Below are 22,472 nucleotides of genomic sequence, written 5' to 3'. Positions count from 1 at the left end.
GGTTACCCTCAGCTCCCGATTCCCTGAATCCCCAAAGGGGGTTTCAAAGATTCGGGATCCTCTGCTGAAATCGGCGGATCTTTTAGACTGCGCATAATCAACGGCTTCTGAACCGGTCAACGATTCAGATAGTCAATAACAGCGCAGAGGAACTCAGCGTTTGAAGGACGGCCCTGTTGCGGATTGACGGAATAACCGAAAATCTCATGGATCAGCGCCGAATTTCCCCTCAGCCAGGTTCGCTCAATCGCACAGCGAATGTTTTTTTCTACACGGCCATTGGTACTGTCAAACTTTCTGGCAATCCTCGGATATAACCCGCGGTCCAGGTTCTTGAGCAAGTGCGGCTGTTCCGCGATCGTCGTGATCGCGAATTCCAAGAACCGATAACCGGAAAGACTGCTGGGCATGCCTAATTCGTGAAGCAGCTGAGCAGGACGGCTTAACTGCGGTTTTCGGTTATTGTCGGGCACCCGAAATAACTCATTAACGCAATAAAAAAGTCTGTGATGAAGCACAACACTGTCACAAATCGTATTCATGCTGAAAAAGTCATAACTCATATTCCTGGCACCCTCTTTTCTCCTGTTTTCTTTGGAATCCGAATAAAAACAGAAGTCTGGCTTGCAGAAATGATAAAAAACGGTGCCTTTCCAGATTACACTCTTTTTGCGGCCTTGTCAAAGGTTTAACCGGAAAATGGCGAAAAGAATATTTGTAATTTTCCAGGCTTTCAGATAAGATAAGACTGTGAAAAAGAGGGATGAAGAATGAAACAACAACGCCAGTTTGCCAAGGTAACAGTAACGAAAAAGGCGCAGCGCAGTCTGCAGGGCGGCCATCCTTGGGTTTATGCCGGGGAAGTCATCACCGCCGAGCCGACGCCTAACGGGGCGCTGTGCGATCTCATCAATGAAAAGGGAACCTACTTGGGAACCGGATTTTATAATGATCAGTCGCTGATTCGCGTGCGGGTTCTGTCGCAGAATGCTAATGATCAGTTTGATGAGGCATTCTGGCGCCGCCGGATTCGCTACAGCCTGGATTACCGCAGGATTGTGATGGGCGCTGACTTTAGCTGCTGCCGGCTGATTTTTGGGGAAGCGGATCATTTTCCCGGCTGGACGGTCGATCGGTTCGGATCGATCCTGGTCAGTCAGATCATGTCGTTAGGCATTGAACAGATCAAGGATCAGCTGTTTGCCTTATTATGGGAAGAAATGGAAAAGCTAGGAGAACCGATTGAAGGCATCTATGAGCGCAACGATATAGCTCTGCGCAGAAAAGAAGGAATGGGCGAAGGGGCAGGCTGGGCAGCGGGCTTTGAGCATCCAAACAGCACGCTGACGCAGATCGTGGAAAATGGGATCCGTTACGAAGTGGATTTTGGCGAAGGTCAGAAAACCGGTTTCTTTCTTGATCAGAAATACAACCGTGCCGCGGCGGCTCGTCTGGCTCAAGGCCGTACGGTGCTGGATTGCTGCACGCATACCGGTTCATTTGCATTGAATGCAGCCAAGGGTGGAGCCAAGCGGGTCATTGCGGCGGATATCTCGGCCAGCGCGCTGGCCAGCGCTAAACGCAATGCCCAGCTGAACGGCTTGGAAGCCAATATGGAATTTGTGCAGGGCGATGTTTTTGATCTGCTGGCGGATGAAAAATGGAAGACGCAGGGGATTGATTATATTATTCTGGATCCGCCGGCGTTTACCAAATCACGCAAGACGGTTCGTAACGCCTATCAGGGCTATTGCCAGATCAATACGTTGGCGATGAAAATGCTGCCGCGGGGCGCGCTGCTGGCAACTGCGTCGTGCTCCCATTTTATGGAGGATGCAATGTTTGAAGTCATGCTGCAGGAGGCGGCGCAGAAGGCCAAGGTCGAGCTGCGGCAGATCGAGGTCCGGCATCAGGCGCCGGATCATCCTATTTTAATGTCTGTGCCGGAAACCCGGTATCTTAAATTTTATTTGTTCCAGATCGTGTGATGAAAGGAGAAATGGAAGATGAAAGAAATCATGGACGCCAGTTCGATGAAGCGTTCGCTGGTGCGCATGGCGCATGAAATCGTAGAAAAAAACAAAGGGGTGGAAGGACTGGTGTTGGTCGGCATCAAGACCCGCGGAGAATTTTTGGCGACACGCCTGAAGCAGATGATCGATCAGTTTGAGGAATGTGATATTCCCTGCGACAGTCTGGATATTTCCGCTTGGCGGGATGATGTTGAACGCAGCGAGGTGCAGCAGACCTTAACCGTGGCGGTGCAGGACAAGGTTGTCATTCTGGTTGATGATGTGCTGTATAAAGGCCGGACCGTCCGAGCGGCGATGGACGGCATCATGCATTTCGGCCGGCCGCGGGCAATCCATCTGGCGGTGCTGGTTGACCGGGGACACCGCGAACTGCCGATCCGGGCCGATTATGTCGGCAAGAACGTACCGACTTCGCTGAATGAAGAAGTGAAGGTGCTGGTCAGTGAAACGGATGGCCAGGACGGCGTTTATATCAGCTAGAAGAAAAGAGGAAATTTACAGTGAAACCGATGAATGAACAGATTTTGGCGGAGTATGCGAAAACGTTATTGAACATCGACAGTCCAACCGGTTATACCCAGCCGGCGATTGACTGGATCGAGCAGCAGGTGCGTTCCTTAGGCTATGCCAGCTACCGCAATGCCAAGGGCAATCTGATCGTGGAAATTCAGGGCCCTGCGGATAAGCCGGCCGTCGCCCTCAGTGCGCATACGGATACGCTGGGACTGATGGTCCGCGCGATCAAAAAGGACGGCAAGCTGGCCTTTACACGTTTAGGCGGTCCGTGCCTGCCGACGCTGGATGGCGAATACTGCCGCATCATCACCCGCAAGGGACAAGTTTATACCGGAACGATCTTATCCAATGCCCCGGCTGTGCATGTTTACAAAGAAGCATCCAGTCAGGAACGGACGGAAGAAACGATGGAAGTGCGGATCGACGAGCTTGTCCGCAATGAAGAGGATGTGCGCCGGTTGGGAATCCAGCCGGGAGACATCATTGCGATCGATCCCAAGACAACGATCACGCCGAGCGGCTTTATCAAATCCCGCTTTCTGGATGATAAGATTTCAGCGGCGATCTTTCTGACGCTGTTAAAAGCGCTGAAAGAGGAAGCGGTGACGCTGCCGCAGAAAACCTACTTCCTGTTTTCTACATATGAGGAGGTCGGCCATGGCGCTTCGTGGATTCCGCAGGATGTCGTCGAGCTGCTGGCTGTGGATATGGGTTGTATCGGATCCGATCTGAGCTGTACGGAAACGGATGTGTCGATCTGTGCCAAGGATTCAGGCGGACCGTATGATTATTCGATGACCAGCCGGCTGATTGAACTGGCTCAGGCGCACAATCTGCCGTATGCCGTCGATATTTATCCGTATTACGGCAGCGACTGCGGAGCGGCGCTAAAAGGCGGCAATGATATCCGCGGGGCTTTGATCGGCCCGGGCGTGCATGCCAGCCATGGGATGGAGCGGACGCATATGCAGGGAGTCAGCGCAGCCTATATGCTGTGTGCGGCTTATCTTTTGGAAAAATAAATGTTTTGTTGGGAAATCCAGAGCGCTGCTGCGGATTTCCTTTTTTTATTCCTGATGAAAACAAGGTCATTCGTTTTCCCTTAAGCAAAGGCAGAATTGGATGCCGCATTTTATGCGGAAATATGGTAAACTATTCGTTATAGAATTGAGGGGAGTTCAACGTGAGTGCAATATTGAATTTTTTCCGCTGGCAGGGAATGATCAAACCCAGTCAGATCTGCGGCGAAATACCTAGCAACAAAGCCATTTATAAACGAACCTATCAAATCGCCTGGCCCAGCGCGGTTGAAAGTGTTCTGATTGCGTTAATCGGCGCGGTTGATTTAATGATGGTCGGCAATCTGGGTTCGGCGTCAATCGCGGCCGTCGGCATTACCAATCAGCCGAAGTTTCTTGTGCTGGCGACAATTCTGGCGCTCAACACCGGCGTTACCGTGCTTGTGTCACGCCGTAAGGGAGCCGGCAAACAGCAGGAAGCGAATACCTATCTGCGTCAGGCGTTGTTGTTAAGCGTCGGGTTTTCGTTTCTGCTTTCGCTAGGCGGAGCGCTGTTTGCCCCGCAGATCCTGGCCTTTGCCGGGGCAACGCCGGATTATTTAGGTCTGGCGGTGACGTATTTCCGGATTATCATGTTCGGTAATTTCTTTTACTGCATCGGCTTGACGATCACCGCAGCCCAACGCGGCGTGGGCAATACGCGGATTTCGATGGTGACCAACATCGCCGCCAACCTTGTCAATCTTGTGTTCAACGCGCTTTTGATCAACGGCCTGTTTTTCTTCCCGCGTCTGGAAGTCGCGGGAGCGGCGATTGCCACAGCGATCGGCAACATCGTTTCGTTTTTGATTGCGGTGTATTCGGTAACGCATACCGAGGGCTTTCTGAAGCTGCATAAGCAGCAGTCGTGGAAGCCGGATCTGCCGGCGATTCAGGATCTGTATCGGATCAGCTGGTCGGCATTCGTTGAACAGATCTTTCTGCGGATCGGCTTTCTGATGTATGCCAAAGCGGTAGCGGGCTTGGGAACGGTCGCCTTCGCCGCCCATCAGATCGTCATGAACATCATGTCGATTTCATTCTCCGTCGGCGATGGCCTTTCGATTGCCAATACCTCGCTGGTCGGGCAGAGTCTGGGCGCCAGCCGTTCGGATCTGGCGATTATCTACGGCAAGGTGTCGCAGCGGATCGGTCTGATTCTGGCGATTGTGGTTTCCGGCTCAATCACCCTGTTCCGGGCGCAGCTGATGGCGCTGTTCACCAATGAGGCTGCGGTCATCCTGGCTGGGGAAACACCGCTGATCATTCTTTCCGTCACCGTTTTATTTCAGATTGTGCAGGTGATCATTGTCGGTTCGCTGCGCGGGGCGGGCGACGTTAAGTTTGTTGCGCTGCTGATGTTTGTCAGCGTCACAATCGTACGGCCGGTCTTGACCTGGGTCATGTGCTATCCGCTGCAGATGGGACTGGCCGGAGCCTGGCTGTCCGTGTTTCTTGATCAGTTTACGCGCTATCTGGTCAGCTATTGGCGCTTCCGCGAGGCACGCTGGACACGGATTCAAGTGTAGGCAATGGAGGATGAAATCAATCGGTTTCATCCTTTTTTGACGGTTCGGTTTCAGGCAAATTGTAAAGTTTAAATCATAAGATGGAAAGCGCTTGAAAAAAACAGGCAAAAAAGGGAAAGAAGCGGGAAGAAGTTGAAAATCGAGGTTTAAAAATCAAACCTTTTGTTTTATAATGGAAAAGGTTAGAGAGTACAGGAGGTTTAACCATGACAAAAACTTTTATGTCCATGGATGGCAATACAGCTGCCGCACATTGCGCGTATGCGTTTACTGAAGTAGCTGCAATCTATCCTATCACCCCATCCTCACCGATGGCTGAAGTCGTTGACGCATGGGCTACTCAGGGCCGGAAAAACATTTTTGACACGATTGTCAAAGTTGCGGAACTGCAGTCTGAAGGCGGTGCCGCCGGCGCGGTACACGGCGCTCTGCAGGGCGGTGCGTTGTCGACTACGTTTACAGCAAGCCAGGGCTTATTGCTGATGATTCCAAATATCTATAAGATGGCCGGCGAATTGCTGCCAGGCGTTATTCATGTTGCTGCCCGTTCCTTAGCAACCCGCGCGCTGAGCATTTTCGGGGATCACAGCGATATTTACGCATGCCGTCAGACCGGCGCCTGCATGCTGGCATCGCATTCTGTTCAGGAAGCGATGGATCTGGCGGGTGTTGCTCACCTGGCTGCGATCAAGGGTTCGGTACCGTTCCTCCATTTCTTTGATGGTTTCAGAACTTCTCACGAAATTCAGAAAGTCGAAGTCATGGATTATGAGTTCTTAAAGAGCTTGATTGACACGGATGCTGTAGAAGCGTTCCGGGCGAAAGCCTTGAATCCGCATACCAATGCCGTAACCCGTGGCGGTGCGGAAAATGATGATATCTATTTCCAGGGCCGTGAAGCACAGAATCTGCATTACGAAGCGATTCCGGATATCGTTGCTGATTACATGAAGAAGATCAGCGAACATACTGGCCGTGAATATGCGCCGTTTACTTATTATGGTGCACCGGATGCTGAACGCATCATCATCGCGATGGGTTCGGTTACGGAAACCGTCAAGGAAACCATTGACGAGCTGACTAAGCGCGGCGAAAAAGTCGGTTTGATCAAAGTTCATCTGTATCGTCCGTTCTCCGTGAAGTATCTGACAGCGGTTCTGCCGGCTTCGGTCAAAAAGATCGCTGTTCTGGACCGCACCAAGGAAATGGGCGCCCGCGAACCGCTGTATCTCGATGTTATGGATGCATTGAAGGGCATGGATCTGACGATCATCGGCGGCCGCTACGGCTTAAGCTCCCGCGATACGCAGCCGAATCAGATCAAAGCGGTTTATGATGAACTGGCAAAAGAAGCGCCGAAGGCTGAATTCACAATCGGCATCAACGATGATGTAACCCACTTAAGCCTGGAAGTCGATCCGGAATTCCATGTGGGCGCGGATTATACATCCTGCCTGTTCTTCGGTTTGGGATCTGACGGTACGGTTTCGGCGAACAAGTCATCGATCAAGATCATCGGCGACAACACCGATCAGTATGCGCAGGCTTATTTCCAGTATGACTCGAAGAAAGCCGGCGGTGTTACCCGTTCCCACCTGCGTTTCGGTCATTCTCCGATCCGTTCCACGTATTATATTGAAAACGCCGATTTCGTTTCCTGCAGTCTGGATGCTTACTGCTTCAAGTATGACATGGTCAGCTGCCTGAAGAACGGCGGAACCTTCTTACTGAACACAACATTTGCTGCGGATGAGCTGCAGGATCACCTGCCGAACCGCATGCTGGCACAGCTGGCGAAGAAGAACGCGAAGTTCTATATCATCGACGCGACAAAGATCGCTCAGGAAATCGGCATGGGACGCCGGACCAACACGATTCTGCAGTCGGCATTCTTTGCGCTGAATGAACAGATCATGCCGTATGAAAAAGCGGTTGAGCTGATGAAGTACATGGCGAAGAAGTCCTACTCCAAGAAGGGCGACGAAATCGTCCAGCTGAACTACAAGGCGATCGATCAGGGCAAAAACGGCCTGGTTGAAATTGAAGTCAAGCCGGAGTGGGCACAGCTGAGCTATGATTCCGGACGCAAGCTGACGGGTGATGAATACTTTGACAATCATGTCATGGCGATCAACTCGCTGGAAGGCTATGATCTGCCGGTATCCAACTTCATGAAGCATGATATCCTGGATGGCTCGATCCACAACAGCGTTTCCTTCAAGGAAAAGCGTACGATTGCCGTTCAGGTTCCGACTTGGGATCCAAACAACTGTATCCAGTGCGGATTCTGTTCCTTCGTCTGCCCGCATGCGACGATTCGTCCGTTCTTACTGACCGATGAAGAAATTGCCAATGCACCGATGGAATTCAAGACGATCCAGGCGATGGGCAAGGGCGTTGAAAATCTGAAGTATCGGATTCAGGTTTCTCCGGCCAACTGCGTCGGCTGCGGTCTGTGCGTTGTTGAATGTCCGGGTAAGGGCGGCAACAAAGCGCTGAAGATGGTCGATATCAACGAAAAGCTGGATCAGGAACCGTTAGCGGATTACCTGTTCAAGCATACGGAATACAAGACGAACTACTTCCCAGTCGATACCGTCAAGGGTTCTCAGTTCGCAATGCCTTACTTTGAGGTTTCCGGAGCCTGCCCGGGCTGCGGCGAAACCCCTTACTACAAGCTGGCTTCTCAGCTGTTCGGCAAGGATATGATGATCGCCAACGCTACCGGCTGCTCGATGATTTACTGCTCGTCCACACCATCCACACCGTTCTCCAATGATGCGGAAGGCAATGGCGTTGCCTGGGCGAACTCGCTGTTTGAAGATAACGCTGAATACGGCTACGGCATGGCTTTGGCGCAGAATTTCAAGGAAGCTCGGATTCTGTCTTTGATGGAAAACAATCTGGATTCCGTCGAACCGGAACTGAAAGAAGCGTTTGAGAAATATCTGGCTGCCGGAAGCAACCGTGATGCGCAGCGTGAAGTCAAAGATGCGATCATTGCCGGTGTTAAGGCTTCGGCTAATGAAGCAGTTAAGGAACTGTTAGACTACGAACGCGATCTGGTTGGCAAATCAATCTGGATCGTCGGCGGCGACGGATGGGCTTATGATATCGGCTACGGCGGATTGGATCATGTTTTGGCCAACAACCTGAACGTCAACGTTCTGGTTCTGGATACTGAAGTTTACTCCAATACTGGTGGACAGGCTTCCAAGTCTTCCCAGTCGGCCGCGATTGCGAAGTTCGCAGCCGGCGGTAAGAGCACAGCGAAGAAAGACCTCGGTCAGATCGCTATGGCTTACGGTCATGTATACGTTGCTTCCGTTTCGATGGGCGCCAACCGTGCCCAGACACTGAAGGCCTTCAAGGAAGCTGAAAGCTATGAAGGACCATCTCTGATCATCGCTTACGCACCATGTGCTGAACACGGCATTAAGGGCGGTCTGGCGAACCATCAGAGAGTTCAGGCAAAAGCTGTTGAATGTGGTTATACTGTTCTGTACCGTTTCGATCCGCGCAACGAAGAACATCCGCTGACGATCGATTCCAAGGAACCGAACTGGGATCTGTTCCAGGCCTTCCTTCTGAACGAAACCCGTTACAGCCAGCTGCCGAAGCTGAAAGGTGAAAAAGCATACGAAATGTTCGAAAGAACAAAGAAGGATGCGCAGCGCCGTTATACACGCTTAGTCAAGCTGTCGGAAGAATAAATCGTAACCCTGTTTCTTTAGAAAACCAGGTAAGCGAAATAGAATCGCTTGTCAGGCTGACAAGAATGAACAAAACAGAGAGCGTTTCTCAATTGAGAAATTGCTCTCTGTTTTTTCATTTCCTATTTTTTTATTTGTCGAAAGGCAGGATTTTGGTCAGAAAGACAATCAAATTTTGAGTTTCAGATTTTCCGCAATAAATTGACGAAGCAGTGGGTTCAGCGTTTGCGCATGCCGCATTGGGAAATCATGATTGACGCCTCGGAGTTGGATTGTCCGACAATGCGGATTTTCTGCCAGCAGAGCCAACGATTCTTTCATTGCCTTGATCTCCCGGCTTCCGCAAAGGGCTAACATTGGAATATTTACTGTAGAATAAGCCGGCAGGCTGGACAAGTCCAGCGTATGAACAAAAAATGAGCGATAAACCTCGGCTGAAATGCGCTTGGAATCGTCGGCCATCGTGCGGGCTTGTTGGGAGGTGTAATGCCAATACCAACCTTGAAGACGGACTAAACCTTGCCAATGCAGCATTTTTGCCGATATCTTCGCAAGCGCGCAGAGGCCCTTGATTGTCTGCGGATTCGGTTTTACCCAGGCACTTAAGAATATTGCGAAATGAAAGAATTCAGGATGTTCGCTGACCAGCCTGACTGCGATCTGAGCGCCAAGGGAATGGCCGATCACCCCAACTTTTTGGTGCAGACTCTGGATCAATTCAAGAAGTTCCTGTGTTGTTTTGTGGGGATCATAGACAACTCCTGAAGCTTTCCCAGAACCTGGCAGGTGCAGTACAAGCAGATGATAGGAGTCAGCGAAAACATACTGCTGATTAAAAGTATCCAGCGCGCCTGCGCCGGGAAGCAAAAGAATTGTCGGATGATTTGGACTTCCATATTCGTCATAGTGAAGCATGACTGTCACTTCCTTGCCTGATCGTTATAATAAAAGTTTCAATTTCTTTGTTTACTTGTTCGGGGTTATCGGCATTTGAAAAATGTCGGGCCTTCTGAATGAAATGCAGCGGATAACCGGTATGCTTGGCCCAAGCTTTGCAATACGTTTTTACCTTGCCCGTACAGTCCTTTTCACCAACGAGAATCAATACGGGAAATGGAAAGGAAACATCTTGATTCTCAATCGCAAAATAGGTGTAGGCAACACGCATTTGTTCTAAGATTTCAGCTTTTGAAAGCGGCACCAGCATTGAACGCATCGTTTGATAAGCATAGTGAGTCAACGATACAGACGCAGCCATGGACCAGCGCAGGATGGCGGTCGGGAAGACTTTGGCCATGGGGACAACCTGTTTCAGCCACCACAGATCTGATTTTGAATAGTACCGCAGTCCTAAAGGGGTTGTATCTAAAGCAATCAAACCTTGAACCTGATCGGGATAAGCCTTGGCGAAATGCTGAGAAGGATAGCCGCCCATCGACATCCCAACTAAAAACACCTTATGCAGGGCTTCCCGCACCAAAATCTGGTGCAGGATTTCAGCGGTATCCTGATAAGAAAAATTCTGATATGGCCGGGAACGTCCATGCATCGGGACATCCCAAAGCAGGAGCGTATAGGCTTTTTCAAAATAGGAAACCTGCTTTTCAAACATCGTATGATCGGCTGTGACGCCATGGGTAAAAACGATACTTTCCGCATTTTCTTTTTTATCGATCCAATAGTGCACAGTTCCGCCTTGCGCATGGATCGTTCTGTGCTGCATCATCGGGGGATCACCGGGATTGTATAGAGGGTTTCCCAAAAGTGAACAAGATCAAGAATTTCATGCTCAATTTGATCGGGATCCAGCTCATGCGAACGATATTTTTTCAGCATATATCCATCCATCGCATAGAAGATTTCCGTAATCATGGCATTGAAATCCAGATCCTGCCGCAAACCGGCGGTCTCCATTCGTTCAAGAACTAAATTTTCGCTGGCTTCACTGGCTTGGGAAAAATGCTTTTGAATCATTGTCTCAATTTCAGGATCTGCCTCGTAATAGGCTTTCAGGGTAAAGCGGCTGAGATCCGGATAATCCCGCATCAGAGCGCATTTTGACAACAAGCTGCGCCTTAACATTTCAAAGAAATCATGAGTTTCCAGCGTTTTATACTGGGCTATGGAGGCTTTGGTCAGTTCCATTGCTTTCAGCCAGAGATAGAGATACAGTTCCTTCTTATTTTGAAAATAATGAAAAAGCAGGGCTTTCGAAATTCCTGCTTCGGCGGCAATTTCCGACATGGAGGCGGTTTTATAGCGGTTATGGGCAAAGACGCGATAAGCAGCACCGGTTATTTTCTGCTGCTTTTCTAAAGAAAGTTTGAAAAACTTGTCATTCATAGGTGTCTCCTTATTGACCTGACGGGTTAAGTGACCTAATTATAGGACTGTTGACCGATTTTGAGAAGGGGCTGGAGGAAAAGCTGTAGTGAGTTAAACATAGAAAAAAGCCGGGAGAAAAGGGCTGCGGTGAATCAGCAGCGAAATGGTTTTTGACAATCGCAGGGCAATGTCAAAGGAAAGCCTGGAAAACCGCGGAAAGACTTGATAATTGATAGGGTTTTCATTATACTTGATAGTGAATTCGAGGTAGAGTGAATGAAAGTATTGTTATTTTTTGAAGGGGAAAAGGTGATTTCGACCTCTGGCATCGGCCGCGCGCTGAAGCATCAGAAGCAGGCGCTGACGATGGCGGGGATTGATTATACCCTGGACCCTAACGATGATTTTGATATTCTGCACATCAATACAGTGGGACCAGCCAGTCAGGGAATCATTGCCAAAGCTCGCCGCGAGGGGAAGCCGGTCATTTATCATGCCCATTCCACGGAAGAAGATTTCCGCAATTCTTTTGTCTTGTCCAACCAGATTGCGCCGCTGTTCAAGAAGCATTTAGTTTCGCTGTATTCCAGTGCGGATGCGATTATTACGCCGACGCCGTATTCCAAGCGCTTGTTGGAAGGGTATGGAATTGATCTTCCAATCTGGGCTGTATCCAACGGCATTGATCTGGATCGGTTCAGCTATGATCCAGAAAAGGTGAAAGCGTATTACAAATATTTTAGTTTGAATGAAACCGATAAAGTCGTGTTGTCGGTAGGTCTTTATTTTGAACGCAAGGGACTGCCGGACTTCATCGAAGTAGCCAAGCGGCTGCCGCAGTACAAATTCATCTGGTTTGGCTATACACCGTTGATTTCCGTGCCAAAAAATATCCGTGAGCTGGTTGAGGATCATCCGGCCAATGTTATTTTCCCTGGGTATGTCAAAGGGGCGATCATCGAAGGTGCCTATGCCGGAGCCAATGCGTTCTTCTTTCCATCCTATGAGGAAACCGAAGGCATCGTTGTTCTGGAAGCGCTGGCAGCCTCGCAGCAGGTCATCGTCCGCGATATCGGCGTGTTTGATCCATGGCTGAAGGATCGGGTTAATTGTTATAAAGGACATACGATTGACGAATTTGCGGATCTGATCGAAGGGGTTGTGGAAAAGCGCCTGCCGCGGGTCGATGAAGAAGGCCGAAAAACCGCTCGGGAGCGCAGCATTGCCAGCGTGGGTCAGCAGTTAAAAGCAATCTATGAAACCGTATTGAATCAATATCATTCTGAAACGATGTAAAAGAGCCGGGAGCTCTTTTTCTTTTCCATGCGGGATTTCTTAAGAAAGTAAAAAGAATCATCGAAGACAGGCTTAAGAGCAGCGGGCGGTGATCCATATTCCTTGTGCAACCTTGTTTTTCATTGTATAATAGATTGACGAGGCTGAGGAAGTATGAAAAAAGCGCGAAACTATGTGATTAATATTCTGCTCATTGTAGGCTTCACAGCCGGAGTGCTGTGGTTTACCTTGAAAGATAATTTTAATGAAGTAATGGGGATTCTGACGCAGGTCAATTTCGGCTGGCTGATCGTGATCATTGCGATTGCGATTTTGTATCAGTGTGTGATCGGCTGGATTCTGACGCAGTTGGCACGGATCAGTAATCCGCACTACAAATTAAATTATGGGATTGTCAACGCTCTGGTGGCTTCTTTTTTCCATGGCGTGACGCCAAGTGCTTCGGGCGGGCAGTTTGCCCAAGTCTATGTGTTTAAGAAACAGGGCGTGCCGTTAAGTGATTCGGCAAGCGTGCTATGGATGGATTTTATCGTGTATCAGTCAGCGATGATCGCTTCGGTCTTTATTTTGATCGTGCTGCGTTTTCATCACTTCTATACGAATTATTCGCAGTTTTTTGTGCTGGTGCTGATCGGCTTTTTGGTCAACAGTCTGGTGATTGTCGGGCTGTGGGCGCTGGTGCGTTTTCCTAAGGTCTATACGTGGATCAGTACAACCGGTTTGAATTTGGGCTGCCGGCTGCATTTAATTAAGAACAAAGAAAAAGCGCTGGCGCTATTGAAAGATCAGCTCGATCGGTTTGGCAGTGAAACGTCCAAACTGAAAGGACACCGGCCGCTGATCATTAAGGTGACGCTGGCCAATTTTGTCCGGCTGTCGCTGTATTATGCGATTCCGTTTTTCTGTGCGCAGGCTCTGGGTTTGAAGGTCAGTGCAGATATGCTGATCGACTGCATGGCGCTGTCGGCATTTGTCTCCATGATCAATGCCTTTATCCCGATTCCAGGAGCGAGCGGGGGAACGGAAGCGACGTATGTTTTAATGTTTTCAACCATCTTTGGGAAGCTGGGTGCCACCAGCTCAATGATCTTATGGCGGTTTGCTTCCTATTACTTTATGCTGATCGTGGGCGGGCTGACCTTTATCTGGGTTAAGAGCCGGCCGGCGGTGACAGTGAATAAAATGCAGGAGGAAAAGCAATGAGAATTGGATTATTTACGGATACTTATCTTCCAGACGTCAACGGCGTGGTTTCGTCGATTGTGACGCTGCAGCAGGAACTGGAAAAAAACGGTCATGCGGTGTATGTGATCACCACGCATCCCGGTTTGCTTCAGGTTCAGCGCGAAGGCAATGTTCTGCGGCTGCCGGGTGTGGAATTGAAAAGTTTGTATGGTTATGTCTTAACCAGTCCGATTCATTTTGCGGTGCTGAAGGATATTCGGGAAATGGAGCTGGACGTCATCCATGCCCACACGGAATTCGGCGTTGGGATCTTTGCCCGCATTGCGGCGAAAATGCTGCAGATTCCGATCGTATCGACCTATCATACAACTTATGAGGATTATACGCATTACGTCAATGTTTTTAATCTGGAAAGCGTGGACAAGGTTGCCAAGAAAGCGGTCAGCAGCTTAAGCAAGCTGTATGGAGAGACCAGTACCGAGCTGATTGCCCCTTCGCAGAAAACCAAAGAGATGCTGCAGCGCTATGGGATAAAAAAACGGATTCACGTCATTCCGACCGGACTGGACCTGCAGCGTTTTGACGCGCACCGCACAGATTCGGAAACAAGAAAACAGCGGCGGCAGGAGCTGATGGCGAGTCCGGATGAGCTGCTGATTATTTTTGTCGGCCGAATTGCCAAGGAAAAAAGCATTGATTTTGTGATCGACGGCTTTACGTATTTAAAGGAAGCGCATGTCCCGGTGCATTTTGCGATCATCGGCGGCGGTCCGGAACAGGAAGCTTTGGAAGACCATGTCCGCGAGCTGGGCCTGGAGTCGATGATTACCTTTGCCGGCAAGAAACCGGCGGATCAGATTCCTTCCTACTATCACTGCGCCGATGCTTTTGTTTCGGCCTCCCTGACAGAAACGCAGGGAATGACGTATATCGAGGCGCTGGCCAGTGAGCTGCCGGTGTTTGCCCGTCCGGATGAGGTGCTAGAGGATCTGGTACTGGAAGGTGAGACTGGATTTTTGTTTAAGAAGCCGCAGCAGTTTGCGGAAAAGGTGCAGCTGTTCTTAGCGTTAAGTGAAGAGGAGCGGGCGGCTATGAAGACAGCGGCCAAGCGTCAGGTGGAAGTGTATGACAGCCGGATCTTCTATCAGAAGGTTTTAGCAGTTTATGAAAGTGCGGCCAACGAATATCGGGAAATGTATCGGCTGGAATCAATCCGGCCGAAGGATGATTGCGTTGAATTGAAGGTTTGTTCGCCGAATGATGAAATCCGGATTCTGGTTTCATTAGAAACGTATTTTAATAAAGGTCTTCGTAAGGATGTGTTGATCAGCAGCGATGAACTCGATGAGCTGATCAGTGAAGAAGAAGCCGTAAAAGCTTATCAAAGCTGTTTGAAGCGCATTGCGGCAAAAGACCGCACGCGCAAGGAAATCTATGACTGGCTGACGCAGAATACGCAGCTGGAGATCAAGCAGATCAATGAGATTGTTGAGAAGCTGGAAGACCGTGATTTGATCAATGATCTGCGCTATACCAAAAATCAGGTCTATAACCTGAAGCTGATGATGCAGGGCAAAAATAAGATCAGCCGGACCTTGCGCAAAAAGGGGATTCCGTATGAAATGATCGAGTCGGTCTTCGCCGAGGAAGATGAACAGTCAGAATTCCGCAATGCCTTGAAGTGGGCGCAGAAGCTGCAGCCGACGATCAAGGAAAAATCGGTGCGGATGAAGAAAAATATGATGAAATCGAAATTGATCGCGCAGGGCTTTGGCGTGGATGTGATCAACGAAGTCATGGATAATCTGAGTTTTGTCGAGGATGAGCGGGCTGAGCTGGAAAGTCTGCGCAAAACAGCGGCGAAGGCTCAGAAACGGTATCAATCGAAATACAGCGGAACAAAACTGCGGAATTATGTTTTCCGGTATTGTTCTGCGCAGGGCTTTGCGGTCGAAGATATTTATTTGATTTTAAGTGAAATGGAGTGGGATGATGAATAAGAAAATTAGTGAGTTTAAGGAGGGCGAAAGCCTGACGCTGCCCTTGCTGCTGGTTCAGGTGACCAAAGGCGTGACCAGCAATGGTTCGCCTTATCTGTCGCTGACACTGCAGGATAAGTCCGGGACAATCGAGGGTAAGATCTGGGATGTCAAGGAAGAACAGGCAGCGGCTTGTGTGCCGGGACGGGTTGGTGAAGTCAGCTGTGAGGTGCTGCGTTATCGCAACTCGCTGCAGCTGCGTGTTCATCGGCTGACGCCGATGGATCAGCAGAGTGTTGAGCTGAGCGATTACGTGATCGCTTCGGATATTCCTAAGGAGCTTCTGCAGCAGAAGATTCAGGATGCGGTCAGTTCCCTGTCCAATCCGATCTACAAAGGGATTGTCAGCGCCTTGTTTGAAGAGTATGAGAAGCCGTTTTATGATTATCCGGCCGCAGCGAAAAACCATCACAACTTTGTCGGCGGGCTGGCCGTGCATGTTACCGGCATGGTCGATCTGGCCAATGAGATCGTTAAGCTGTATCCGCTGCTGAATAGGGATCTGTTAGTCAGCGGTGTGCTGGTGCATGATCTGGGCAAGCTAACGGAGCTGTCCGGACCGGTCATGACGGAGTATACGCTGGAAGGCAAACTGATCGGGCATATCTCGATCATGCAGGCCAAGATTATGGAAATTGCTACGCGGCTGGGCTTTGAAAAGAGCGAGGAAGCGATTCTGCTGCGCCATATGGTGCTGTCGCATCACGGCCAGCTGGAATTTGGCTCGCCGGTCATGCCGATGGTCGCTGAAGCGGAAGTGCTGCATTTGATTGATAATCTGGATGCACGCATGAATACGCTGGATAAGGCGTATGCCCAGACTGAACCGGGTAGTTTTACTTCGCGGTTGTTTCCAATGGAAAACCGGGCGTTTTACAAACCAAAATCAAAATAAGCGAGGGAATCCGCAAGGATTCTCTTTCCTTTTTGAGTGACTCTATTATAATAAGGATAGAAATTGGAAAGAGCGAAGGAGGAAAAGGTATGATTGATATTCATTGCCATGTGCTGTGGGGTGTAGATGATGCTTCGCAGGATCGGGAAACGACGAAAAATATGCTGCAGATTGCGGTGGAAGATGGGATTGAGGCGATTTTATGTACGCCGCACAGTCTTCCTTATTATAAATATGAGAATGATGCTGAATCATTGAAGGAACCCTTTGCGCAGCTGCAGGCGCTGATCGCTGAGCAGGGTTGGAATCTGGAAGTTAAACTGGGCTGTGAGTTTTTTCTGACCGATGCTTCGCTGGCGTGGATCCGCCATGGCCGGGCTTTGACCTTGAACGGATCGCGGCGGCTGTTGATTGAATTCCCTTGGTATCAGAAGGTACAGCTGGGCAGCAGTGAAACCGAGCTGTTGGAGAAGGTGTTCAGCCAGGGTTATGAGGTGATCATTGCGCATCCGGAACGCTACAAGAGCGTACAGGAAGATTTCTCAATCCTGAAGCGCTGGCGGGCGATGGGGTGTGATTTCCAGGTCAATCGGACTTCCTTAATTCTCAATGACGATCAAAAGCAATGTGAACTGGCCTGGCGAATGGTGGAGGAAGGCTATTGCGACGCGATCGGAACGGATGCGCATCATTGCTGGGGTAAGCGTGTGATCAAGCTGAGCGATATTCAGGAGGAGATTGAACGGCGTTATGATCATCAAACCGCTCTTCTGCTTTGTCATGAGAACGGCCGGCGGCTGATTGCAGGAGAACCCTTAGTTCATCGCGCTTCACGTTAATTGTGAGATGATGGGCAAGCTGATGTTTAATGGTCTTGCAGACATTGTTAACGAGAGATCCAGGACGTTTTGATGTGAAGCCCAGGATCTTTTATTCTGGCCAAATATGTGATTTCAAGCTGGTTTAATCGGTTATTTTGATTTCTTTTATATAACGTGCTACTATGAGGCTAAGGAGTACGAAAGGAGAAATCAAAATGGAACAGATTTACAATGGAATGCTGCCGCTTGGTCTTAGCCAACGCTTGAATGAACCGGTTATGATGCTGGAAAAAGGCGAACAGGCCAAACCTCAGCTGTTGGCTGAACAAAGTCCAACAATCATTTATGACAAGGACTATGGCGGCTACTTGGGCTATGGCTACAATGTAATTACAAAACGGTATTATAATTCTCTGGATTTATCATTAGGAGCACCGATTCTCAGTCGCGAACCGGCCGCAAAGGCGCCGTTGAGAATTCGCGTTGATGAAGGAACCTATGTGGAAACGACAAACATCGCCGCGCTGTATGCCGAAGAGTACAGTCAGAAGGTATCCGCGAAGGCGGGGTTGGGTGTACAGTCCGGCGCTTTCAAAGCCAGCTTTAACATGGCTTTCACCACGGAGAACAAGGTCAGCTCTTCCAAGAGCTTTGCGACCCGCAGACATGAGCTGACGCTGAAGCGGGAATATTTTGATTTGGGTGAGATCACCGCTGAGGATCTGAGAGCGGCTTATCTGACCCCGGCTTTCCGCAAGGATGTGAATAACGATCGAATGAGTGCGGAGGAGCTCTTTACGAAATATGGAACGCATCTGCTTTTGGATATCCGCTTAGGCGGACGCATGGAAATGGACTTCATGCATGAGAAAAGCAGCAATGAAACAGAACAATCACTGACCGCTTCGCTGGAAGCCTCCTATATGGCGGTGTCCGGAAACGCTTCGTCAGAATATAAAAAGACAGCTAAGGCCTTCTTTGATTCCAGTACGTTCCACTGCGTCCTGTTAGGCGGTGCGGTAAGCACCAATATCGCGACGATGGAACAAGCCCAGATCGCCTATGATACGTGGATTAAGAGCCTGGATCCAACCTTGACCTCAAAGCCTTCACTCGCCTTTATCGGTACAGGCTCCTTGGATAATCCAGTTTCGGTGCTGCCAGTCTGGATGCTGGCGGACAGTCCAAACCGCCAGGCGGCATTAAAGGCTGGTTTTGCGACGCTGCTGGCCAAGAACGGCGGCTACTTTAAAAATCTGCAGGATAAGGTGCTTCCGGCGTATATGAAGGATATCTTTGTCGGTTACGGTGATACGCCGGATGCTGCAAGAGCGGATGTCTATGCGCAAATGGCCGCTTATGATCCCAAAGCTCCTGAGTTTATCGTCTTCAAAGATCTCAACTGCTCTGCCCGAGGAAAATATGAATATCTGGGCTATACAGTGACCACGGATTTGAAGGAAGCGATTCGCGGAATGCGCGGAGCAACTGATCCTAACGATCGGTGCAGTGATACCTATAACGTAGGCGGATGCACCTACCATCGGCTGCGCCGAGATCTCAACCATGGCGCCGGCGGTCATTATGTTTATCTGTACTGGACTAAGGATGCTGCGGCAGGCAAGCCTTTGCTGGCCGCGGATGTCGAGATCAATTATTCAGGATTTGATCATTATGGTCAGCCAGGCTGGAGCCGGGTACGTCTGATCAACAACGACGGTGATCTCAATACCAATCGCGGCACCGGCAGCAGAACCTATGATATCTTTGTTTGGGTCAGTAAGGAACTGTAATTGATTCCTGCGGACTGCCAAAGACTGGAAAATGGATTAGTCTTGGCTTTGCAATCGGATATTGACAGTCAGGGCAAAGTTGAGTATACTTTTTGAAGTGATCCTTTAAGAGCGTCCCGTGAGGCGTCTCAAGGAAAATGAATTTGCAACCTCTATTCATTTACTCCTGAACTTAAAGGGTCAGGAGTATTTTTATGAAAGGGGATCTGAATGAAAAAAACAGAAAAGAAAGGCAGTCATCTTGCCGTTAAAATGGCAATCGCCATGGTTTTAGGCTTACTTTGCGGACTCGGCATGCTGATGCTTCGTGAAAATCTCTTGGCCGCAGGTCAGACACAGACCTGGACGACAATCAACAATCTTCTATTTCAGGATATTACCGCAGAAGGCGGTAAAAATGCGATCGGTTTGTTTTACATCGTCGGTCAATTATTCGTCAATGCCTTACAGGTCATCATCGTTCCGATGATCTTCTGCTCGATTGCTTTGGCGATCTGTCAGATTACGGATACCCGTAAATTAGGACGCATTTCCAGCAAGACCTTGGGAACGTTCTTGTTGACGACAACTGTTGCCCTGTTAGTTGCGGGAGCTGTCGGCTTTACAGTTTACGCGGCAGGCGCCTTCAACGCGGTGGAAGTCAGCGGGCTGAATGTTTCGGCAGGCTCCAGCGGAAGCAATCCGCTCTCGATTCTCTTATCGATTGTTCCAAACAATATGACCAGCGCCTTCTCAACCAACTCGCAGGTTCTGGCCGTTGTCTTCCTGGCTGTGGCTACTGGTTTGGGAATCAATGCTCTGGGACATAAAATTACAGTGTTGAAGAAGCTGCTGCAGGAGATCAGTGATCTGATTACCGTCTGCCTGAGCTATGTGATCAATAAGTTTGGTCCGCTGGCGATCTTTGTCTTGTTGACAAGAACTTTTGCGATCTATGGGGTCGATCATCTAAAACCAGCGCTGGCCTACGTGGTGACGACAGTGCTGCTGCTCTTATTCTTTTTGGTTGTCGGATATGCAGTTTTTGTCGCTGTTTTGGGCCGAATCAATCCGCTGCCGTTTATCAAGAAAATTGCTAAGGTTGCCGTGTTCGGTTTTTCTACCTCTTCCAGCGCAGCGACATTGCCGCTGAATCGGAAGACCGTTACCGAAGAGCTGGGTGTCAGTGATGAGATCGCTTCCTTCACGCTGCCGTTAGGCATGACGGTGAATATGGACGGCACTGCAATTATGCAGGTCATTGCCGCAATCTTTGTCGCTGCTTCCTCAGGATATCAGGTTACCTTCTCCAGCATCGCGGTTATCGCCATTCTGGCATTGATCGCTTCGATTGGAACTCCTGCGGCTCCAGGTGCAGGCGCTGTCATTCTGTTTACGATTCTGACAGGCATGGGTTATACCAATGATGCTGCATTATTGGCCTATTCCTTGATCTTAGCGATTAATCGTCCGATTGAAATGTTGGTTACTTCCTTGAATGTTGTCGGCGACGCCGCCACCTCGGTGATCGTGGCCCGCAGTGAAAAAATGCTGGATGAAAAACAATACAACGCCCAACAGAACTAGCTGATAACGATCTGAGTCAGAGGCTGAAAAAGCTTCTGGCTTTTCTTTTGTTCATGGGTGACAAACAAACGTTTCGGTGCTATTCTATTATTCAGTTTAAGGGGGAGCTTAACAGATGAAGCAGTTTCAGCATCCAACAGTCAATGAGATCACAGAGGGCGTGATCTGGAAGCAGCTGTTGTTATTTTTCTTTCCGATTATGCTCGGAACTTTCTTTCAGCAATTGTATAATACAGCGGATGCGGTCATTGTCGGCCAGTTTGTCGGCAAAGAGGCCCTGGCCGCTGTCGGCGGCGCGACAGGAACACTGATCAATTTGTTAGTTGGATTTTTCGTTGGTTTGGCTTCCGGTGCTACTGTGATCATTTCTCAATATTATGGGGCGATGAAGATAGAGAAGTCCAGCGACGCCGTCCATACCGCAATTGCGATGTCGTTTGTTGGAGGGGCAATCCTGATGGTGATCGGCATTCTCGGCGCACCGTTGGCTTTAAGAGCCATGGGGACACCGGAGAACATCATGAATTATTCCCTGATCTATATGATCATTTATTTTGTAGGCTTGATTCCAAATCTTTTGTATAACGTGGGTTCGGGTATTCTTCGGGCGATTGGGGATTCCAAACGTCCGATGTATTTTCTCATTGTGTGCTGTCTGGCTAATGTCGTTCTTGATTTGATCTTTGTCGTCGTTTTCCAATGGGGTGTTTTTGGAGCGGCTGCAGCCACGTGCATCGCTCAGTATATCAGCGGTGGACTGGTCCTTCTCAGCTTATCTCAGGCCGAGGATGAACGTTATCGGCTGATTCGCAAACGAATCAAGCTGCACTCTGCGTTGTTAAAAGAAATTGTTGTTATCGGCATTCCAGCAGGGCTGCAGTCAGTGATGTATTCAGTTTCTAATATTGTCATCCAGGCTAGCGTAAATACGTTTGGTACGGATATGATTGCGGCTTATACTGCTTATGGGAAGATCGATGGACTGTTCTGGATGATCATGGGCGCCTTTGGCGTAGCGATCACAACCTTCGTAGGGCAGAATTTTGGTGCTGGTAAAATGGATCGTATTCACAAGAGCGTTAAAGTCTGCTTAGGTATGGCTTTCGGCACTGCTTTTGGCATGAGTGCCATTCTCATGCTGACAAGCCGGGGAATTTATCATTTATTTACTCAGGACATCGCGGTTGTTGAAGCTGGGATGCAGATGCTGCTGTATCTAGCTCCTTATTATTTCACTTATGTCTGTGTCGAAATTCTCTCAGGGGCAGTACGCGGGACTGGCGACTCCGTGATTCCGATGATCATGACCTGTCTTGGTATCTGTGTACTGCGGGTGGTGTGGATCTGGGTTGCCGTGCCTCTTAATCATACGATTGAAAATGTATTATTCAGCTATCCGTTAACCTGGTCATTAACTTCTGTTCTCTTTATTTCTTATTATCTGCAGGGTGGCTGGTTAAAACGCAGAATAAAAAAAGAACAACAGAAATCGCTGCAAGGTTAAAGGTTGTTCATTAAAATAAACGGTTTCAGAATAACGTTTCCTGTGCTTCGGGTTAGATTTTTAGCTTCTGTAAAATAGATGTGTGTAAAAAATCGAAGACTAAAATTCTTCGGTATTTTTACATTTCCACAATGTCGTTGAGTACATAAATTATGTTATTCATTACATTTTAGCAATTAATTTTGGCAGATTACCTACA

At 49.1% G+C, this 22,472-nt stretch carries 17 protein-coding genes; 13 read left to right on the top strand and 4 right to left on the bottom strand.

What is annotated here, in order from left to right:
• Positions 1-116: 116 nt before the first annotated feature.
• Complete coding sequence (locus BN162_RS04330; protein ID WP_167539990.1) at positions 117-473, bottom strand: sporulation initiation factor Spo0A C-terminal domain-containing protein; 357 nt, start codon at positions 471-473, stop codon at positions 117-119.
• A 297-nt stretch (positions 474-770) separates the two neighbouring features.
• Between BN162_RS04330 and BN162_RS04325 the strand changes: the two genes are divergently transcribed.
• From BN162_RS04325 to nifJ, 5 genes are all read left to right on the top strand, one after another.
• Positions 771-1,988 carry a class I SAM-dependent rRNA methyltransferase gene (locus BN162_RS04325; protein WP_020223854.1) on the top strand — a complete coding sequence of 406 codons (1,218 nt, stop codon included), beginning with the start codon at positions 771-773 and terminating at the stop codon, positions 1,986-1,988.
• Positions 1,989-2,006: 18 nt separating this feature from the next.
• A complete protein-coding gene (pyrR, locus tag BN162_RS04320) occupies positions 2,007-2,513 on the top strand; it encodes a bifunctional pyr operon transcriptional regulator/uracil phosphoribosyltransferase PyrR (protein ID WP_020223853.1) in 507 nt (168 codons plus the stop codon).
• A 29-nt stretch (positions 2,514-2,542) separates the two neighbouring features.
• Entirely contained in the window at positions 2,543-3,571 is a 1,029-nt protein-coding gene (locus BN162_RS04315) for a M42 family metallopeptidase (protein ID WP_040451463.1), read from the top strand.
• A 161-nt stretch (positions 3,572-3,732) separates the two neighbouring features.
• A complete protein-coding gene (locus BN162_RS04310) occupies positions 3,733-5,136 on the top strand; it encodes an MATE family efflux transporter (RefSeq protein ID WP_020223851.1) in 1,404 nt (467 codons plus the stop codon).
• 206 nt (positions 5,137-5,342) lie between these two features.
• Entirely contained in the window at positions 5,343-8,849 is a 3,507-nt protein-coding gene (gene nifJ, locus BN162_RS04305) for a pyruvate:ferredoxin (flavodoxin) oxidoreductase (RefSeq protein ID WP_020223850.1), read from the top strand.
• 168 nt (positions 8,850-9,017) lie between these two features.
• Here nifJ and BN162_RS04300 read toward each other — a convergent pair whose 3' ends face one another.
• Genes BN162_RS04300 through BN162_RS04290 form a run of 3 tightly spaced genes read right to left on the bottom strand, consistent with a single transcriptional unit; the run spans position 9,018 to position 11,192 of the window.
• Positions 9,018-9,764: an alpha/beta fold hydrolase gene (locus tag BN162_RS04300; RefSeq protein ID WP_020223849.1), complete on the bottom strand. Its 747-nt coding sequence runs from the start codon at positions 9,762-9,764 to the stop codon at positions 9,018-9,020.
• Positions 9,751-10,575, bottom strand: coding sequence for an alpha/beta fold hydrolase (locus BN162_RS04295; protein ID WP_020223848.1), 825 nt, complete (start codon positions 10,573-10,575; stop codon positions 9,751-9,753). The genes BN162_RS04300 and BN162_RS04295 overlap by 14 nt, the downstream gene beginning before the upstream one ends.
• Positions 10,572-11,192, bottom strand: a complete 621-nt coding sequence (locus BN162_RS04290) for a TetR/AcrR family transcriptional regulator (protein ID WP_020223847.1) — start codon at positions 11,190-11,192, stop codon at positions 10,572-10,574. The genes BN162_RS04295 and BN162_RS04290 overlap by 4 nt, the downstream gene beginning before the upstream one ends.
• 258 nt (positions 11,193-11,450) lie before the next feature.
• Here BN162_RS04290 and BN162_RS04285 point away from each other — a divergent pair, with 258 nt between their 5' ends.
• The 8 genes from BN162_RS04285 to BN162_RS04250 all read left to right on the top strand — a co-directional run bounded on the left by BN162_RS04285 (position 11,451) and on the right by BN162_RS04250 (position 22,273).
• Positions 11,451-12,470 carry an LTA glycolipid anchor biosynthesis glycosyltransferase, IagA/BgsA family gene (locus BN162_RS04285; protein ID WP_020223846.1) on the top strand — a complete coding sequence of 340 codons (1,020 nt, stop codon included), beginning with the start codon at positions 11,451-11,453 and terminating at the stop codon, positions 12,468-12,470.
• Positions 12,471-12,623: 153 nt separating this feature from the next.
• Entirely contained in the window at positions 12,624-13,673 is a 1,050-nt protein-coding gene (locus BN162_RS04280; RefSeq protein WP_020223845.1) for a lysylphosphatidylglycerol synthase transmembrane domain-containing protein, read from the top strand.
• Positions 13,670-15,655 carry a glycosyltransferase gene (locus BN162_RS04275; RefSeq protein ID WP_020223844.1) on the top strand — a complete coding sequence of 662 codons (1,986 nt, stop codon included), beginning with the start codon at positions 13,670-13,672 and terminating at the stop codon, positions 15,653-15,655. Before BN162_RS04280 ends, BN162_RS04275 begins: the two co-directional genes overlap by 4 nt.
• Positions 15,648-16,589 carry a 3'-5' exoribonuclease YhaM family protein gene (locus BN162_RS04270; RefSeq protein WP_020223843.1) on the top strand — a complete coding sequence of 314 codons (942 nt, stop codon included), beginning with the start codon at positions 15,648-15,650 and terminating at the stop codon, positions 16,587-16,589. The genes BN162_RS04275 and BN162_RS04270 overlap by 8 nt, the downstream gene beginning before the upstream one ends.
• An 89-nt stretch (positions 16,590-16,678) precedes the next feature.
• The gene (locus BN162_RS04265; RefSeq protein WP_020223842.1) at positions 16,679-17,428 is read left to right on the top strand and encodes a tyrosine-protein phosphatase; all 750 of its coding nucleotides are present in this window, start codon (positions 16,679-16,681) and stop codon (positions 17,426-17,428) included.
• A 197-nt stretch (positions 17,429-17,625) separates the two neighbouring features.
• Positions 17,626-19,203: an MAC/perforin domain-containing protein gene (locus BN162_RS04260; RefSeq protein ID WP_020223841.1), complete on the top strand. Its 1,578-nt coding sequence runs from the start codon at positions 17,626-17,628 to the stop codon at positions 19,201-19,203.
• Between the two features lie 210 nt (positions 19,204-19,413).
• Positions 19,414-20,769, top strand: a complete 1,356-nt coding sequence (locus BN162_RS04255; RefSeq protein WP_020223840.1) for a dicarboxylate/amino acid:cation symporter — start codon at positions 19,414-19,416, stop codon at positions 20,767-20,769.
• Positions 20,770-20,884: 115 nt separating this feature from the next.
• Positions 20,885-22,273 (top strand): MATE family efflux transporter, encoded by a 1,389-nt coding sequence (locus tag BN162_RS04250; RefSeq protein WP_020223839.1) that lies wholly within the window; start codon positions 20,885-20,887, stop codon positions 22,271-22,273.
• Positions 22,274-22,472: the final 199 nt, after the last annotated feature.

The organism is Holdemania massiliensis AP2 (assembly GCF_000327285.1).
GTDB classification, from domain to species: Bacteria; Bacillota_I; Bacilli_A; order Erysipelotrichales; family Erysipelotrichaceae; genus Holdemania; species Holdemania massiliensis.
This window is presented reverse-complemented; position numbering and strand designations above follow the sequence as displayed.

What these genes read in the sequence shown, in the direction of transcription:
- BN162_RS04250 (WP_020223839.1), top strand. Translation starts at nt 20,885, where the DNA reads ATGAAGCAGTTTCAGCATCCAACAGTCAATGAGATCACAGAGGGCGTG.
- BN162_RS04260 (WP_020223841.1), top strand. Translation starts at nt 17,626, where the DNA reads ATGGAACAGATTTACAATGGAATGCTGCCGCTTGGTCTTAGCCAACGC.
- BN162_RS04275 (WP_020223844.1), top strand. Translation starts at nt 13,670, where the DNA reads ATGAGAATTGGATTATTTACGGATACTTATCTTCCAGACGTCAACGGC.
- BN162_RS04300 (WP_020223849.1), bottom strand. Translation starts at nt 9,764, where the DNA reads ATGCTTCACTATGACGAATATGGAAGTCCAAATCATCCGACAATTCTT.
- BN162_RS04265 (WP_020223842.1), top strand. Translation starts at nt 16,679, where the DNA reads ATGATTGATATTCATTGCCATGTGCTGTGGGGTGTAGATGATGCTTCG.
- BN162_RS04290 (WP_020223847.1), bottom strand. Translation starts at nt 11,192, where the DNA reads ATGAATGACAAGTTTTTCAAACTTTCTTTAGAAAAGCAGCAGAAAATA.
- nifJ (WP_020223850.1), top strand. Translation starts at nt 5,343, where the DNA reads ATGACAAAAACTTTTATGTCCATGGATGGCAATACAGCTGCCGCACAT.
- BN162_RS04270 (WP_020223843.1), top strand. Translation starts at nt 15,648, where the DNA reads ATGAATAAGAAAATTAGTGAGTTTAAGGAGGGCGAAAGCCTGACGCTG.
- BN162_RS04280 (WP_020223845.1), top strand. Translation starts at nt 12,624, where the DNA reads ATGAAAAAAGCGCGAAACTATGTGATTAATATTCTGCTCATTGTAGGC.
- BN162_RS04285 (WP_020223846.1), top strand. Translation starts at nt 11,451, where the DNA reads ATGAAAGTATTGTTATTTTTTGAAGGGGAAAAGGTGATTTCGACCTCT.
- BN162_RS04255 (WP_020223840.1), top strand. Translation starts at nt 19,414, where the DNA reads ATGAAAAAAACAGAAAAGAAAGGCAGTCATCTTGCCGTTAAAATGGCA.
- pyrR (WP_020223853.1), top strand. Translation starts at nt 2,007, where the DNA reads ATGAAAGAAATCATGGACGCCAGTTCGATGAAGCGTTCGCTGGTGCGC.
- BN162_RS04325 (WP_020223854.1), top strand. Translation starts at nt 771, where the DNA reads ATGAAACAACAACGCCAGTTTGCCAAGGTAACAGTAACGAAAAAGGCG.
- BN162_RS04315 (WP_040451463.1), top strand. Translation starts at nt 2,543, where the DNA reads ATGAATGAACAGATTTTGGCGGAGTATGCGAAAACGTTATTGAACATC.
- BN162_RS04295 (WP_020223848.1), bottom strand. Translation starts at nt 10,575, where the DNA reads ATGATGCAGCACAGAACGATCCATGCGCAAGGCGGAACTGTGCACTAT.